22 protein-coding genes are annotated in these 13,994 nt (G+C 68.7%); 18 read left to right on the top strand and 4 right to left on the bottom strand.

The window, feature by feature from the left end; all coding sequences use genetic code 11:
* Nucleotides 1-26: 26 nt before the first annotated feature.
* Nucleotides 27-326, bottom strand: a complete 300-nt coding sequence (locus tag DM806_RS20930) for a GNAT family N-acetyltransferase (RefSeq protein ID WP_372859677.1) — start codon at nucleotides 324-326, stop codon at nucleotides 27-29.
* A 263-nt stretch (nucleotides 327-589) separates the two neighbouring features.
* Between DM806_RS20930 and DM806_RS20925 the strand changes: the two genes are divergently transcribed.
* Together DM806_RS20925 and DM806_RS20920 are read left to right on the top strand one after the other, a co-directional pair.
* Entirely contained in the window at nucleotides 590-928 is a 339-nt protein-coding gene (locus DM806_RS20925; protein WP_179045092.1) for a hypothetical protein, read from the top strand.
* Between the two features lie 168 nt (nucleotides 929-1,096).
* Nucleotides 1,097-2,131 carry a phage portal protein gene (locus tag DM806_RS20920; protein ID WP_179045091.1) on the top strand — a complete coding sequence of 345 codons (1,035 nt, stop codon included), beginning with the start codon at nucleotides 1,097-1,099 and terminating at the stop codon, nucleotides 2,129-2,131.
* Between the two features lie 133 nt (nucleotides 2,132-2,264).
* Here DM806_RS20920 and DM806_RS20915 read toward each other — a convergent pair whose 3' ends face one another.
* The gene (locus tag DM806_RS20915) at nucleotides 2,265-2,432 is read right to left on the bottom strand and encodes a hypothetical protein (RefSeq protein WP_179045090.1); all 168 of its coding nucleotides are present in this window, start codon (nucleotides 2,430-2,432) and stop codon (nucleotides 2,265-2,267) included.
* Between the two features lie 45 nt (nucleotides 2,433-2,477).
* On the opposite strand from DM806_RS20915, the gene DM806_RS20910 reads away from it, so the two are divergent.
* Together DM806_RS20910 and DM806_RS20905 are read left to right on the top strand one after the other, a co-directional pair.
* Entirely contained in the window at nucleotides 2,478-2,786 is a 309-nt protein-coding gene (locus tag DM806_RS20910) for a DUF6127 family protein (protein ID WP_179045089.1), read from the top strand.
* Nucleotides 2,783-3,259 carry an HK97 family phage prohead protease gene (locus DM806_RS20905; protein ID WP_179045088.1) on the top strand — a complete coding sequence of 159 codons (477 nt, stop codon included), beginning with the start codon at nucleotides 2,783-2,785 and terminating at the stop codon, nucleotides 3,257-3,259. Before DM806_RS20910 ends, DM806_RS20905 begins: the two co-directional genes overlap by 4 nt.
* A gap of 76 nt (nucleotides 3,260-3,335) precedes the next feature.
* On the opposite strand, the gene DM806_RS20900 is transcribed toward DM806_RS20905, so the two are convergent.
* A complete protein-coding gene (locus DM806_RS20900) occupies nucleotides 3,336-4,004 on the bottom strand; it encodes a phytanoyl-CoA dioxygenase family protein (RefSeq protein WP_179045087.1) in 669 nt (222 codons plus the stop codon).
* Nucleotides 4,005-4,163: 159 nt separating this feature from the next.
* Here DM806_RS20900 and DM806_RS20895 point away from each other — a divergent pair, with 159 nt between their 5' ends.
* From DM806_RS20895 to gp17, 7 genes are all read left to right on the top strand, one after another.
* Nucleotides 4,164-5,288: a phage major capsid protein gene (locus DM806_RS20895; protein WP_179045086.1), complete on the top strand. Its 1,125-nt coding sequence runs from the start codon at nucleotides 4,164-4,166 to the stop codon at nucleotides 5,286-5,288.
* A gap of 85 nt (nucleotides 5,289-5,373) precedes the next feature.
* Complete coding sequence (locus tag DM806_RS27630; protein ID WP_179045085.1) at nucleotides 5,374-6,756, top strand: tail fiber domain-containing protein; 1,383 nt, start codon at nucleotides 5,374-5,376, stop codon at nucleotides 6,754-6,756.
* Nucleotides 6,743-6,913 (top strand): hypothetical protein, encoded by a 171-nt coding sequence (locus tag DM806_RS20885; RefSeq protein WP_179045084.1) that lies wholly within the window; start codon nucleotides 6,743-6,745, stop codon nucleotides 6,911-6,913. Before DM806_RS27630 ends, DM806_RS20885 begins: the two co-directional genes overlap by 14 nt.
* Nucleotides 6,910-7,188: a phage fiber-tail adaptor protein gene (locus DM806_RS20880; protein WP_179045083.1), complete on the top strand. Its 279-nt coding sequence runs from the start codon at nucleotides 6,910-6,912 to the stop codon at nucleotides 7,186-7,188. Before DM806_RS20885 ends, DM806_RS20880 begins: the two co-directional genes overlap by 4 nt.
* A complete protein-coding gene (locus tag DM806_RS20875; RefSeq protein WP_179045082.1) occupies nucleotides 7,188-7,724 on the top strand; it encodes a head-tail connector protein in 537 nt (178 codons plus the stop codon). Before DM806_RS20880 ends, DM806_RS20875 begins: the two co-directional genes overlap by 1 nt.
* A complete protein-coding gene (locus tag DM806_RS20870; RefSeq protein ID WP_179045081.1) occupies nucleotides 7,721-7,909 on the top strand; it encodes a hypothetical protein in 189 nt (62 codons plus the stop codon). Before DM806_RS20875 ends, DM806_RS20870 begins: the two co-directional genes overlap by 4 nt.
* Complete coding sequence (gp17, locus tag DM806_RS20865) at nucleotides 7,906-8,310, top strand: tail completion protein gp17 (RefSeq protein WP_179045080.1); 405 nt, start codon at nucleotides 7,906-7,908, stop codon at nucleotides 8,308-8,310. Before DM806_RS20870 ends, gp17 begins: the two co-directional genes overlap by 4 nt.
* A gap of 136 nt (nucleotides 8,311-8,446) precedes the next feature.
* Here the strand turns inward: gp17 and DM806_RS20860 are convergent, their stop codons facing one another.
* Nucleotides 8,447-8,770, bottom strand: a complete 324-nt coding sequence (locus DM806_RS20860) for a hypothetical protein (RefSeq protein WP_179045079.1) — start codon at nucleotides 8,768-8,770, stop codon at nucleotides 8,447-8,449.
* Between the two features lie 138 nt (nucleotides 8,771-8,908).
* Here DM806_RS20860 and DM806_RS20855 point away from each other — a divergent pair, with 138 nt between their 5' ends.
* Genes DM806_RS20855 through DM806_RS20825 form a run of 7 tightly spaced genes read left to right on the top strand, consistent with a single transcriptional unit; the run spans nucleotide 8,909 to nucleotide 13,919 of the window.
* The gene (locus tag DM806_RS20855; protein ID WP_179045078.1) at nucleotides 8,909-9,316 is read left to right on the top strand and encodes a phage tail tube protein; all 408 of its coding nucleotides are present in this window, start codon (nucleotides 8,909-8,911) and stop codon (nucleotides 9,314-9,316) included.
* Nucleotides 9,313-9,624: a gene transfer agent family protein gene (locus tag DM806_RS20850; RefSeq protein ID WP_179045077.1), complete on the top strand. Its 312-nt coding sequence runs from the start codon at nucleotides 9,313-9,315 to the stop codon at nucleotides 9,622-9,624. Before DM806_RS20855 ends, DM806_RS20850 begins: the two co-directional genes overlap by 4 nt.
* Nucleotides 9,621-9,818 carry a phage tail assembly chaperone gene (locus tag DM806_RS20845; RefSeq protein WP_179045076.1) on the top strand — a complete coding sequence of 66 codons (198 nt, stop codon included), beginning with the start codon at nucleotides 9,621-9,623 and terminating at the stop codon, nucleotides 9,816-9,818. The genes DM806_RS20850 and DM806_RS20845 overlap by 4 nt, the downstream gene beginning before the upstream one ends.
* A 27-nt stretch (nucleotides 9,819-9,845) precedes the next feature.
* A complete protein-coding gene (locus tag DM806_RS20840) occupies nucleotides 9,846-10,409 on the top strand; it encodes a phage tail tape measure protein (RefSeq protein WP_179045075.1) in 564 nt (187 codons plus the stop codon).
* Between the two features lie 2 nt (nucleotides 10,410-10,411).
* Complete coding sequence (locus tag DM806_RS20835) at nucleotides 10,412-12,733, top strand: DUF2460 domain-containing protein (RefSeq protein ID WP_179045236.1); 2,322 nt, start codon at nucleotides 10,412-10,414, stop codon at nucleotides 12,731-12,733.
* Nucleotides 12,730-13,539: a DUF2163 domain-containing protein gene (locus DM806_RS20830; RefSeq protein ID WP_179045074.1), complete on the top strand. Its 810-nt coding sequence runs from the start codon at nucleotides 12,730-12,732 to the stop codon at nucleotides 13,537-13,539. The genes DM806_RS20835 and DM806_RS20830 overlap by 4 nt, the downstream gene beginning before the upstream one ends.
* The gene (locus DM806_RS20825; RefSeq protein WP_179045073.1) at nucleotides 13,536-13,919 is read left to right on the top strand and encodes a peptidoglycan endopeptidase; all 384 of its coding nucleotides are present in this window, start codon (nucleotides 13,536-13,538) and stop codon (nucleotides 13,917-13,919) included. The genes DM806_RS20830 and DM806_RS20825 overlap by 4 nt, the downstream gene beginning before the upstream one ends.
* Nucleotides 13,920-13,994 lie beyond the last annotated feature (75 nt).

Here is a 13,994-nt window from a genome sequence, read left to right as displayed (position 1 = left end):
CTTCTGGTCGCGGGAAAACCGTGTTCCTAAAACCGCTTGCGCAGGAAGAACCGCTTTTGGCCGACGGGATGATCGCCGAGCGTGCCGAATATCTCGAACCCCAGCTTTTCATAGAATCCGCTGGCCTGAAATTCGTAGGTGTCGAGCCAGATCCCGATGCAACCTCCGGATCGGGCGATATCTTCTGCTTGCGCCATGAGAGCTGTTCCATAACCCCTGCCGCGATGCTCCGCCGGAACGGCAAGAAGCTCTATGAAGAGCCAATCATAGGCGCACTGGCCCCAAAGTCCGCCAACATGATTGCTCAATTCATCGGTCAACAACAAGGCGACAGGCCGGATACACGGATCGCCCGCGCTATGGACATTGTAGGCGTGTAAAGGCTTGAAGATTGCTTCATAGTCGGCATCGGATGGCTTTTCGGCTATGTTGATCAGTAACGTCATCATGCAAGCATAGTGTGAGACGGTCAGCCTGCAATGGGCAGCAGCGCGACGCCGATGAAAGCGTTCGTGTCGCGCGTGGGTTGAGCGCACGGAACCGGCGCGCGGCCCGGATCGTTGTCATGTCGTAATCAGGAGTATGTGACATGAAGATGGTGAAGCTGATGGCGGTCGCGGTGGGCGTGTCGGTGATCGCGACGCCGGTGCTGGCCGCCAGCCTCAACAGCAAGGATCGCGCGCGGGTGGCGCGGGCGGCTCCGCGCGATCGGGACGATGTGCGCTACTGCCTGCTGAAGGGCAAGCAAGGGCGCGACAAAGGCACGGTGATCGGCGCGGCCGGTGGTGCGGGTGTGGGTCTGATCGCAGGCGGCGGCGTCGGTGAGACGCTGCTGGGCGCGGGCGCGGGTGCGCTGGCGGGCCGGATGATTGGCAAGAGCGAGGGCACCAACTCCACCTGCGACCGGGTGCTGGCGCGGAACCGTTGAGGCGGATAGCCCACCCCGCTGCGACTAACGCGCTGCGCGCGTAAGTCTCGCTACCCCTCCCGTAAAACGGGAGGGAAAATGAGAGGTTTCGGTAAGCGGTGTTGCCGCTGACTTTCATCATCCTCTCCCCCGGTGGGGAGAGGATTTTTGCGTTCTGGGGATGCTCATATGAAATGGTTCGGGACGAAAGCGGCCGCATCGGGCGATGCGCGGCCGGTGCTGGCGCGTGCCTGGGGTTCTGGCGCGGTGGCGCTGGGCGAGTGGCCCGCGAGCTATGAGGCGCAGCTGCGCGCCGGGGTAATGGGTAATGCCGTGGCGCAGCGGGCGATGCGGCTGGTGTCCGAAGGCGCGGGTGCGACCGCGATCAAGGTGCGCGGGTCAAATATCGACGGTGTGGATGCGGCGCGGGTGAAGGCGCTGGTCTGCTGCACCTCTGCGGGGCAGGGGCTGGTCGAGACGCTGGCCTGCCACCTGCTGCTGCACGGCAATGGCTATGTGCAGGTGATCGCCGGCGCCGACGGGATGCCGGCCGAGCTGTTCGCATTGCGGCCCGAGCGCGTGAGCGTCGAGGCGGATGCGCGGGGATGGCCGGCGGCCTATCTCTATCGGGTGGGAGAGAGCGTGACCCGGCTGTCGCCCGAGGATGGCGTGGGGCGGACGAGTTTGCTGCACCTCAAGTCGCTGCATCCGCTGGACGATCATTATGGGCTGGGTTGCGTGGGCGCGGCGGCGGGCGCGGTGGCGATCCACAATGCGGCGAGCGTGTGGAACAAGGCGCTGCTGGACAATGCGGCGCGGCCTTCAGGCGCGATGGTCTATGATCCGGGCGACGGATCGGTGCTGTCGCCCGAACAATATGAGCGGGTGAAGCGCGAGATGGAGGTGGCCTTTGCCGGTGCGGCCAATGCCGGGCGGCCGATGCTGCTGGAGGGCGGCCTTAGCTGGAAGGCGATGAGCCTGACGCCGGCGGAGATGGATTTCGTGGGCCTGAAGAGCGCGGCGGCGCGGGAGATCGCGCTGGCCTTCGGCGTGCCGCCGATGCTGATGGGGCTGCCAGGCGACAATAGCTACGCCAATTATCGCGAGGCCAACAAGGCGCTGTGGCGGCAGGCGATCCTGCCGCTGGTGGCCTTGTGGGAGCGGGTCGTGGCGGCGGATTTCCTTTCGGCGGAAGAGAAGAAGGCGATGCTGGGAATCGCCTAATGTTCGCAGGCGGCGGTGGCTTCTGACCAGCGACCGCCGCTGTCGAGGCAGCGATCCTGGGCGAGCCAATCGCTTTGCCAAAGGCAGGCTCCAGCTGCGGCCAGGATCAGAGCAACGGGCAGAATCAGGCGTTTCATGATGGCCGGGAGAGGCTGTCGAGGCGGCAGAAGCCATTGTCCCAGTTCCAGCGGCCGCCCTGGATCAGGCAGTCGCCGGCGGTGAACAGGTCGAACTGCCAGGCGAGGAGGCCGAGGACGGCCAGGATGATGACGATCAGGGCTTTGCGAGGGGTGCGCTTCATGTGCGTCAGATAGGGCCGATGCGTGGGGATGGAAAGGAGCGCGGGATGAAAGAGGAGATGCTGGCGCGGCTCGTCGCGCAGGCGCAGGGGCGGCCGATGGAAATGGTCATGGTCCGGGCGCTGATCGAGGAGGCGAGCGATCTGGGCGCGGAGCGGGCGCTGGAGCGGCTGGGCCTCGCCGACCGGGGCGCGGAGGGCGATGTGCGGGAATTGCGCGAGCTGCTGTCCGCCTGGCGCGACGCGAAGAAGGCGGCGCGCGGGGCGGTGATCGGCTGGGCGGTAAGGATCGGCATGGCGCTGCTGCTGCTGGGCGTGGCGGTGAAGGTGGGGTTGCTGGGGCTGGTGCGGGCATGAGCGGCGAGGTGGCGCGGGCTGCTTCTCGACTTCGCTCGAAGCGAACGGAGGGAGGGGAAACGGGGGAGGTGCGCTTTGCCGGTTATGCGGCGATTTTCGACCGGGTCGACCGGGGCGGCGATGTAGTGCGGGCGGGAGCGTTCGGGCCGGATGCAGACGGCAAGCTGGCGGCGGCGGGGGTGCCCTTGCTGTGGCAGCATGGGCCGGGCAGCGTCATCGGCCGGATCGAGAAGGCGCAGGAGGATGGGCGCGGGCTGCGGGTGATCGGACGGGTGTCGCGGGCGACGGCGGCCGGGCGCGAGGCGGCGGCGGCGCTGGCGAGCGGGGCGCTGGATGGGCTGTCGTTCGGATACCGGGTGAAGGCGGCGCGGGGGGCAGGGCCGCGGGAATTGCTGGCGCTGGAGCTGGTGGAGGTCAGCCTGGTGACGCATCCGATGCAGCCGCTGGCGCGGGTGTTGAAGGTGGAGGGGTAAGTCCTTTGCCCTCATCCAACTTCGCTTAGCCAGTAAGCTGAAGGCTTAGTATCCTTCTCCCGCGGGGAGAAGGATTTCAGACGCCCAGCCATTCGAGACCGCCCGGAAGGGCATCGGCGCTATAGTCGAGTTGCAGGACGCGGCGGTGGCGGGGGGTTGTCGCGGCGTCGGAGGCGTGGAGGATCGGCGTGGCGTAGAGCCAGATGTCGCCGCGCGCCGCGAGGCAGCCATGAGTGCCGCAGCGGGTGACGAGGGCAGCGACCTCGTTTTCGGGGACGCGGCCGTGGCGGTGCGAGCCGGGCGCGATCAGCAGCGGCGCGTTGGCGGCATCGACCGGATCGAGATGGATGCGCAGGGTCAGCATGCAGTCGAGCAGCGACTGCGGCGGGGCGACATGCTGGATGCCGGACTTGCGCGTCCAGGGGCCGAAGCCCGGCGTGTCGATGCGGGCGCGCACGGCGATGGTGCGGTCCTGATGCCAGCCGAGCGCCCAGTTGGTGGCTTCGCTCTTGTCGAACAGGATGGCGCGGACGGGGCGGGTCGCTGCGCCCTGATGGGCGGCGGCGTGGCGGCCGATGGCGCCGGTGGACGCGAGGATTGCGGCGAGGGCGGGCAGGCTGGCGAGGCGCAGGCCGGGCTGGTCCGGCGGCAGATCGGCGAGCGCGGTTTCGATCGTGGCGAGTGTCGGTGCGTCGAGAGCGGCGGGGATATGCTGCGCGCCGTCGGTGGCGAGGGTCAGGGACATGGTTGCTTCTATCGGATGACTGGGCGTTCGGCGCAAGCGGGGCGCCCAGTCATCCAACTTCGCCTAGCCGCTTTGCGGCAAGGCTTCGTATCCTTCTCCCGTGGGGGGAAGGCATGTTTCGGGCGGTCCGGTGGGCCGCCCTTTTTTGTGGAGACGGGTATGACGGATCAGGTGATGGACGGGCTGGAAGCAAGCTTCGACATGGTGGCGCAGGGGGAGCGGATCGAGGGGCTGGAGAGTGAGGTTGCGGCGCTGAAGGGCGCGTTGCTGGCGCAGCAGCGGCCGGCGCTGGATGGGGTGAAGGGCGGCGCCGTCGATCCGGCGCGGTCGGCCTTCGTCGAGCGCTATCTGCGGCAGGGCATGGAAGCGGGGCTGGAACTGAAGAGCTTTTCGGGCGCGACGGGCGCTGCGGGCGGCTATGCGGTGCCGCGCGAGATCGACCAGCTGATCGGGACGACGCTGAAGGCGATCTCGCCCATTCGGTCGATCGCCAATGTGGTGCGCACCGGCACGGCGGGCTATCGCAAGCTGGTGACGTCGGGCGGCGTCGTGTCGGGCTGGGCAAGCGAGACGGGTGCGCGGGCCGAGACGGGGACGCCGAGTTTCAACGAGATCGTGCCGCCGTCGGGCGAGCTGTTCGCCAATCCGGCGGCGAGCCAGGCGATGCTGGACGATGCGCAGTTCGATGTCGAGGGCTGGCTGGCGAGCGAGATTGCCCGCGAGTTTGCGGTGGCCGAGGGCGCGGCTTTCGTCAGCGGCAATGGCACGAACAAGCCCAAGGGCTTCCTGACCTATACCACGACCAGCGAGGCGGACAGCGTGCGCGCCTTCGGATCGCTGCAATATCTGGCGTCGGGCGCGGCGGGCGCTTTCGCGGCGAACCCGCAGGACAAGCTGGTCGACCTAGTGCAGAGCCTGCGCGCGCCCTATCGTCAGGGGGCGTGCTTCGTGATGAACAGCGCGACGCTGGCGGTGATCCGCAAGATGAAGACGAGCGACGGCGCCTTCATCTGGCAACCGGGGCTGAGCGCGGCGCAGCCCGCGACCCTGCTGGGCTATCCGGTGGTCGAGGCGGAGGACATGCCCGACATTGCGGCGAACAGCCTGTCGATCGCCTTTGGCAATTTCCAGATGGGCTATGTCATCGCCGAACGCAGCGACACCAGCATCCTGCGCGATCCGTTCAGCAACAAGCCGTTCGTGCATTTCTATGCGGTCAAGCGGATCGGCGGCGGCGTGGCCAATTCGGAGGCGATCAAGCTGATGAAGTTCGCGGCGACCTGATCGGCGTCAGGTGGTGGGGCGCGGCCCCACCCCAACCCCTCCCCTGAAGGGGAGGGGCTTTTTTCTCTTTTGCTGGAGAATGGGCGTGGGGATCACGGGGCTGGAGATGGCCGACCTGGTGCGGGAGGTCTGTTACGATACCGGGCGCGGACGGTTGCGGCTGGATGGGGCGATGGCGGGCTATCGCGCTTTTGCCGGGGCGGTCGGCGTGGGGGTGGCCTTTCCCTATGTGATCATCGGGACCGGCGAGCCGCTGCAATGGGAGGCGGGGACCGGGCGGATCGATGCGGACGGGCGATTGGTGCGCGGACCGGTGGCGTCGTCGACCGATGGCGCGGCGGTGGATTTTGCCGCGGGCGAGAAGCGCGTCGGGCTGGCGGTCCATGCGGGATGGATCGCGGCGATGGAGGCGCATGGCCATGGCGTGGGCGATGTCGAGGGACTGGCCGAGACGCTGGCCGGGCGGCAGGCGGCGAGCGGGGAACTGGATGCGATTGCCGGGCTGGCCGGCGCGGCGTTCGGCCGGTCGCTGCTGACGCAAACGAGCGCGGCGGGGGTGCGGGCGAGCATCGGCGCGCTGGGCACGACCGGCGGGCAGCGCATGAGCGCGGCTGAACTTTATATCAATACGGTCGGCGCGGATGACTATGCGGTCGAAGGGCTGCTGGGCAAGGTGAGCATCCTGGCCCCGGCCATGTCCATGTGGATGGACGGCGGGCAGGCGAGTTTCCGCGTGGCGGCGTTCGGGTCGCTGGCGAACAACCGGCTTTATCGCGCCAATGGCAGCTTCGCGGCGAGGGTCGATATCGCGACCAACGATGTGATCGGCGACTATAATAGCTGGGGCTATGTCGGGGGCGGCTTTGCGGAGCTGTCGCGCATCCGCACCACCTATATCGCGGCGTCGCCGGGCGCGACGAACCTGGCGTCGCGGCTGAGTTTCCATGTCGGGCGCAACGGGTCGGCGTCGATGCAGGAGGTGTTGCGGCTGGAATATCAGGCGCTGACGGCGTTCGGCGCGGTGGCGCCTTCTGTCGACAATGGCTTTGCGCTGGGCGGCGCGGCGGCGCGATGGTCGACCGTCTATGCCGCGAGCGGGGCGATCAGCACGTCGGACGCACGGGCCAAGCAGGATGTGGACGCGGTTGATGACGCATTGCTCGATGCGTGGGGCGCGGTGGCGTGGCGACGGTTTCGCTTTGGCGAGGCGGTGGCGGCCAAGGGCGCGGCGGCGCGATGGCATGTCGGGCTGGTGGCGCAGGATGTGCGCGACGCGATCGACGCGCGGCTGGGAGAGGGCGCAGCCGTGCGGCTGGGGCTGCTGTGCCATGACGCGTGGGATGAGGGCGACCGCTGGGGGCTGCGATATGAGGAGTGCCTGGCGCTGGAGGCGGCGTGGCAGCGGCGGCGCATGGCGCGGATCGAGGCGCGGCTGGACGCGCTGGAGGCGATCGATGCTGCAGGGTGAGGCGCTGGGCGCCGGGGTGATCGGCGCGCTGGAAGAGGCGCGGCGCGGCTGGGCGGGGCCGTGGGGCGTCGGTGTGCGGCCGGGGCAGGGCGCGCGCGCCAGGGTGGCCCCGCGGGCGTCGCAGGCGGAAGCGGAACGGGGGAGCAAGATCAGATGAGCCTGTTTGTGAAGGATCCGCAGGCGCGGATCGACCATGAGATCGACTGGTCCGCCTATCTGGCGGCGCAGACTTTGATCGCGAGCAGCTGGGCGGTGGAGCCGGAGGAGGTGGGCGGGCTGGTCGTCGAGGAAAGCGCGTTCGAGGAGCAGCGCAGCAGCGCGCGGCTGGCGGGCGGCGTGGTCGGGCGGCTCTATCGGCTGACCAATCATGTGATGCTGTCCGACGGGCAGGTGGACGAGCGATCGGTGACGATCCGGGTGGAGGAGCGCTGATGCGGACGGAAGCGGAAAGCGGGGGGCTGGCGGCGTCGCTGGCGGAATTGAAGGCCTATCTGCGGATCGAGACGGGTGGCGAGGATGCGGTGCTGGTGGGATTGCTGCGCGGCGCGGCAACATTGTGCGAACAGTTTGTCGGGCAATGGCTGATCGCGCGGGAGGCGCGCGAGACGGTGGCGGGGACAGGCGGCTGGCAGCGGCTGTCGGCGCGGCCGGTGCTGGGAATCGAGGGCGTGGCGGCGGTCGATGCCGACGGGGCGAGCGAGGATTTGCCGGTGGAGGCCTATGCGATCGATATCGATGCGGCGGGCGATGGATGGGTGCGATCGACGCGGGCGGGCGATCGGCGGGTGTTGGCGGTCCGCTATCGCGCGGGGATGGCGGGCGAGATGAACGGGCTGCCCGAAGCGCTGCGGCAGGGGATCGTGCGGCTGGCGGCGGACCATTATCTGGCGCGCGGGACCGAGAGCGCGACGCCGCCCGCCGTGGTGAGCGCGCTGTGGCGGCCGTTCCGGCGGATGCGGTTGGCATGAAGGCGGCGCTGGCGCGGATGGTCGAGGCGCGCGCGGCGTGGCGGCGGGAGCGGATCGCGGTGGCGCTGGCGGCGGAGGGCGTCGAGGCGGTGGTCGAGGGCGAGGATGTGCGCGCGTCCGGGCGGGGGCTGGCGGGACGCTGGTGGCGCGATCTGGCGCTACGCGAGGCGGGGAGAGTGCGATGAGTGCGGAGGTGGCGGTGCGGGCGGCGGTGATCGCGGCCCTGCGGGCGGATGGGGCGCTGATGGACCGGGTCAATGCTCTGTACGACGGCGAGCCGGCGCGGGCGGCGGCGCCCTACGGGGTGGTCGGCGAATGTCTGGGCGCGGACTGGGGCGGCAAGCAGGTCGAGGGGCGCGAATTGCGGCTGACCATCGGGCTGGTCGTGGCGGACGAGACGCCGGGGCGGCTGGCCGGGATGATGGCGCGGATCGATCCGGCGATCGGCGCGGCCGGCGCGCAGGATGGATGGCGGATCGTGAGTGTCGGGCTGCTGCGGTCGCGGGTGGCGCGCAATGGTGGCGCTGCGCCGGGATGGCGGGCGATGATAGATTATCGGATGCGGGCGGTGCGGGAGGGGGAGTAGGTCGATAACCTTCCGCTGAAAGAATGACAGCTGGACCCCGGCTCAAGGCCGGGGTGACGAGCCTAGAGAATGATCGCGCGTGATCCAGTCGGCTGTTCGCCGGTTAGACGTGGGATCGCGCTGAGCGGCGTCCGGATCAGCTTGGGCTGCTGCTTTCTTCGAATTCGCTGGTGATCTTGTCGACATATTCCGAAATCTGGTCGTCGGCGTCGCTGCTGGCGTCGGCGTCGGACATCTTGTCTGCCTTGTCCTGGGCGATGATGGCGGCGCGGAAGGCGGCTTCCTTGTCGGCGCAGGCTTTCTTGATGGTGGACTGGAAGTCGCCGACGGTCAGCTTCTTGTCGAGAGAGGGCTGAATCTGGGCGCTGAGGCACTTGGAAAAGTCCTTGCGGCCATTGCCGACCGCGTCGGCGGACGGGGCCGCGGCAAGCATCATCACGAGCGAAGCAGCAACAAACATCGGGACCTCTCCATAAACCCCAGATTCACGCTGAGACGGGGCGCGCAGGGCGTGCCTCATGTCTCCTGTTTTTTCGCGATTTTCCGGGCCGTAGCAAGGTGCTGCGCGCGTCGGTGTCGCTTGGCTGGAGAATGCGCCATGGGCGTCGAAAAAGGAAGTGCGTTTTTGCTGAAGGTCGGCGACGGAAACGTTCCGGCAACCTATGCAACGGTGGCAGGAATGCGCACCACCCAATTGTCCGTAAACGGCGAAGCGGTGAACATCACCAGCAAGGATTCGGGCGGCTGGCGCGAATTGCTGTCGGGCGCGGGGGTGCGGTCGGTCAGCGTGTCGGCGGCGGGGCTGTTCACCGGGTCGGACGCGGAAGTCCGCATCCGCAACCATGCGCTGTCGGGCACGATCGAACATTATGAACTGAGCTTCGAGAGCGGGGAGCGGATGCGGGGGCGATTCCTGGTCACGCGGCTGGACTATGCCGGCGATTATAATGGCGAGCGCAACTATGCGCTGAGCCTGGAAAGCAGCGGCGCGGTGGTGAGCGAATGAGCGGCGTGGCAAACCCGGAACGGGGCGAGGCGGCGCTGGAGGTCGGTGGCGAGACTTTGGCGTTGCGGCCGAGTTTCGCGGCGCTGGTGGCGGCGGAGGAGGAACTGGGGCCGCTGTTCGAGCTGGTCGAGCGAGCGGCCGACGGGAAGCTGTCGCTGGGCGATCTGGTGGCCCTGTTCTGGCATTGCCTGGTCGATCGCGACCGGCTGACGCGCGAGGCGCTGGGCGAGGCGGTGCTGGCGGTCGGGCTGGCACGGGTGACGCCGGTGCTGAAGGCCATTTTGCAGCAGATATTGGCGGGGAAATGACGCGGTTTCGCGAGGCGGCCGGGCGGTTGGCGGGGGTGGCCGGGTGGCTGCTCGGCTGGCGGCCCGACGAATTCTGGCGTGCGACCCCGGCGGAACTGGCGGCGGTGCTGCGCGCGGCGCGCGGCGAGGAAGCGCCGGGGGAGGGCGTGGATGGGGTGGAGTTGCGGCGGTTGATGGGGGTGATGCCGGATTGAGGCGAGCGTCGGGTGGGAGTGGGGAGCATGGACGAGGAAATCGAGACTTTGGTGGTGCGGGTGCGGGCCGATACGCAGGGGCTGAACCGCGACGTCGAGGCGATGCGCGGGACTCTGGAGGGGCCGCTGGCGACAGGGGCGGAGCGAGCCGGGCAGCGGATCGAGCAGGGACTGTTGCGCGCGGTGCGGACCGGGAAGTTCGGCTTCGAGGATCTGAAGCGGATCGCGCTCAGCGTGCTGAACGACATTGCGGCGAGCGCGCTGCGGTCGGCGACGGGCGGCGGGAGCGGCGGGCTGTTCGACCTGGGAACGACGGTGCTGTCGTCGGCGCTGGGGCTGCCGGGGCGTGCGACGGGCGGACCGGTGACACCGGGGCGGGCCTATATGGTCGGCGAGCGCGGGCCGGAGGTCTTTGTGCCGACGACGAGCGGGCAGGTCGTCGCGAACGGGGGCATGTCAGGGAGTGGGGGCGCGCGTGATGTGCGGGTGAGCATCGCGGTTAGCGGGCGCGGCGGGGAGAGCGAGCCGCGACTGCTGGCGCGGAGCGCGCGGCAGGTGGCGCGGGCGGTGAGGGGAGCGCTGGAGCGATGAATATGGGCTATTGGCTGGCCGATGCGCGGCGGGGGCAGGAGGCGGGTTTCCTCAAGCGCTTTGCCGCGACGCACTGGACGGTGAATTTTCCCCGGCCGATGATGGCGAGCGTCGTCACCACCGCGCCCGATGCGGTGCGGGTGGATACGGTCTTTTACGGGTCGGGCGATCTGGCGGGGCTGATCTGGGAGTCAGAGGATCGGTGGAGCCATAAGCTGCTGGCCTATGAGACCAGCCGGGATTTTCGGGACTGTATGCTGTCCTTTCGCTGGCGCTCGTCCGGGCTGCGCAGGCTGGACGAGACGCATGGGCCGACGCTGACGATCGAGGGGAGGGACGAGGCGGGCGTGGCGCGGGCCTGGTATGTGCGGCTGTGGAACCATGCGAGCGGCGGGCCGGAAGATGCGGTGGTGACGCTGGATTTTTCGGCGCTCGTCGGTGGATACGATCTGCCGGAGGATAGTGATCCGGTGTGGGCGGGGGATGTGGACCGGATGTTCATCTCGCTCGTGCCGCCGGATTATGATGAGGGGGATACGCCCTTTCCCGTCGCGGTCGAGGGCTGGGCGGAGCTGAGCGATATAAGGTGCGATGGCGCGGGGTCGGTGCTGGCGGTCGGCGATGTGATGCTGCCCGAACATGGGCTGTCGATGGCGACCGGCTATGATGACGGCTTCAACCAGACGCCGGAGCGGATCATCGCTGCGATCCATGCGCTGGGCTATCGCGGGGCGATCAACCATTATGTCGGGATGAGCCATTATTTCCGGCTGGAGCGGTCGGGAGCGGAGCTGTTCGTCAGTCTGGCGGAGGGCGTGCTGAACGGGCCGTGCGCGGCGTGGCACAGGGATTTTGCGGTAAGGGCGAAGGCGCTGGGGTTCGGCGTCATCTGGTCGCTATCCTATGAACTGTTCGATGCGCATTGTTGGAACGACTGGAAGCAGAGGGCGGAGAATGGCGATCCGGCGCTGACCGGATGGGCGCCGCCCTCTACCCTGCTGTCGCCAGCGCATATGGGAGCGATGGCCTATTTGCAGGCGGTGGCGGGCGCGTTCGTTGCCATCGGGTTGGAGGCGGGATTGCCGATCCTGTTTCAGGTCGGGGAACCCTGGTGGTGGGTGATGCCGGGGGATGGGCGGATATGTCTGTACGACGATGCGGCGCGGGCGGCATTTGGCGGCGCGCCGGTGTCGATACCGAATGTATGGGGTGCGTTGAGTGCGGCGCAGTGCGACCTGCTGGATGCCGCGGGGGCTTTGCTGGCGGCGTCGACGGCGGCGCTCTGTGCAGCGGTCAAGCTGGTCGCGCCGGGGGCGGTGACGCATCTGCTCGCCTATCTGCCGACCATCCTCGATCCGCGCGCGCCGGAGGCCAAGCGGGCGAACATGCCGGTGGGCTGGGCTTTCCCGGCTTTCGATGTGCTGCAGCTGGAGGATTATGACTGGGTGACGGAAGGGCGGCCCAATCTGACGGCGCGGGGCGTAGAACTGGCGACGGCGCAGCTCGGCTATCCGATTGAGGAACAGCATTATTTTTCTGGCTTCGTGCTGTTGCCGGAGCAGGCCGGGCAGTGGCGCGAGATTATGGCGGCGGCGCGGGCGTCGGTGGCGCGCGGGACGGCGGCGACCTTCATCTGGGCGCTGCCGCAGGTCTGCCGCGACGGCTTTACCTGTTTCAGGATCGATGGGGAGGATGATGTGCAGGCCTTTGATGATGTGCTGTTCCCGATCGCTATCGGCCGCGAGGCGAGCCTGGCGCCGGCCTTTTCGACGCAGATCGTCGAAAGTCCGTCCGGGCATGAGCGGCGGTCGAGCGACTGGGCCGATGCGCGCCTGTCCTATGATGCCGGGCCGGGGGTCAGGTCCGAGGCGGATATCGCGACACTGATCGAGTTTTTCCGGGCAAGGCGCGGCGCGGCGCGCGGGTTCCGCTTTACCGATCCCTATGACGATCGCAGCGGTGCGCCGGGGGCAGCGCCCTCGCCGCTCGACCAGCGGCTGGGCGTGGGCGACGGGGTGCGGTCCGAGTTTCGGCTGATGCGCTATTATGGTGCGGGCGAGGCGGCGCAGGCGCGGATCATCACCCGGCCGGTGGCGGGGAGCATCCGCGTCGCGGCTGATGGCGTCGAGATGGCGAGCGGCTGGAACCATGCGGGGCTGGGCGTGATCGCGTTCGATGTGGCGCCTGCGGCTGGCGTGGTGCTGAGTGCGGGCTATCGTTTTGATGTGCCGGTGCGCTTTGCCGAGGATCGGCTGGAGATTAGCCGCGCGACCTTTGCCGCGGGGGAGGCGGTGTCGGTGCCGCTGGTGGAGATACGCGAATGAGCGGGGGGCTGGACGAGCCGCTGTGCACGCTGGCCTTTTGCTGGCGGATCGAGCGGCGGGACGGGGTGACGATCGGCCTCACCAGCCATGATCGCGATCTGGAGATGGACGGCCTCCTCTATCGCGCTGCGCCGGGGATGACGCCGGCGGCGGTGCGGAGCGGCATCGGGCTGGAGGGCGAGGATAGCGATGTGGCGGGCGCGCTGTCGAGCGATGCGATCAGCGAGGCGGACCTGATGGCGGGGCGCTGGGACGGGGCGGCGCTGGAACTGCGGCTGACCCAGTGGGAAACGCCGGGCGCGCTGTGGCTGCTGCTGGCGCGGGGCGAGATCGGCGCGGTGTCGCGCAAGGGGGCGAGCTTTTCGGCCGAACTGATCGGGGCAGCGGCGGTGCTGGGGGAGCCGGTGGCGCCCTCCACATCGCCCGACTGTCGCGCAAGGCTGGGCGACCGGGCGTGCCGGGTCGATATGGCGGGGCGTCGGCGGGTCGTGACGGTGGCTGCGGTGGAGGATGCCGAGGTGACGGTCGGCGGGTTGGCGGTGGGGGCCTATGCCTTCGGTACGTTGCGCTGGATGAGCGGAGCCAATGCGGGGCTGGTGCAGGCGGTGGTCGATAATGACGGCGATGGCGTGACGCTGGCCGATCCGCCGGCCTTTGCCGTGGAGGCGGGGGCGCTGGCGCTGCTGGTCGAGGGGTGTGACCGGCAACTGGCGACCTGCGCGGCGCGGTTCGGCAATGTCGCGAACTTCCGGGGCGAGCCTTATCTGCCGGGCATGGACCTGCTGACCCGCTATCCCGGCGCATGAGCGGGGCGGTCGAGCGGGCGCGGGCGCTGGTCGGGGTGCCGTTCCGGCTGCATGGGCGGGGACGGGACGGGCTGGATTGCGTGGGGCTGGCGGCGCTGGCGCTGGGCAGGACAGGCGTGCCCGATGCCTATGGGCTGCGCAGCAGGGATATCGGGCGGGCGGAAGAATGGCTGCGGGCGGCGGGATTGCGGCCGGTCGCGTGCGGCGGGGCGGGTGAAAAGCCAGGTGATTTGGCGCTGGTGCGGCCGGGGCCGTTGCAACTGCATCTGATGGTCGGGACGGGCACGGGCTTCGTCCATGCCCATGCCGGGCTGGGGCGAGTGGTGGAGACGCCCGGCCCGTCGCCCTGGCCGGTGATTGGCTGGTGGCGGGTGCCGTAGCACATCCGTTTCTCGACCTTCGCCTGTCCTGAGCGCCTGCCTTGGCAGGCAGTCGAAGGGCTCGAAACGAACGGA

Origin of the sequence: Sphingobium lactosutens (genome assembly GCF_013393185.1) — a bacterium.
Taxonomy (GTDB): Bacteria; Pseudomonadota; Alphaproteobacteria; order Sphingomonadales; family Sphingomonadaceae; genus Sphingobium; species Sphingobium lactosutens_A.
Note: the sequence above shows the minus strand (reverse complement) of the source record. Positions and strands in the feature narration are given on the sequence as shown.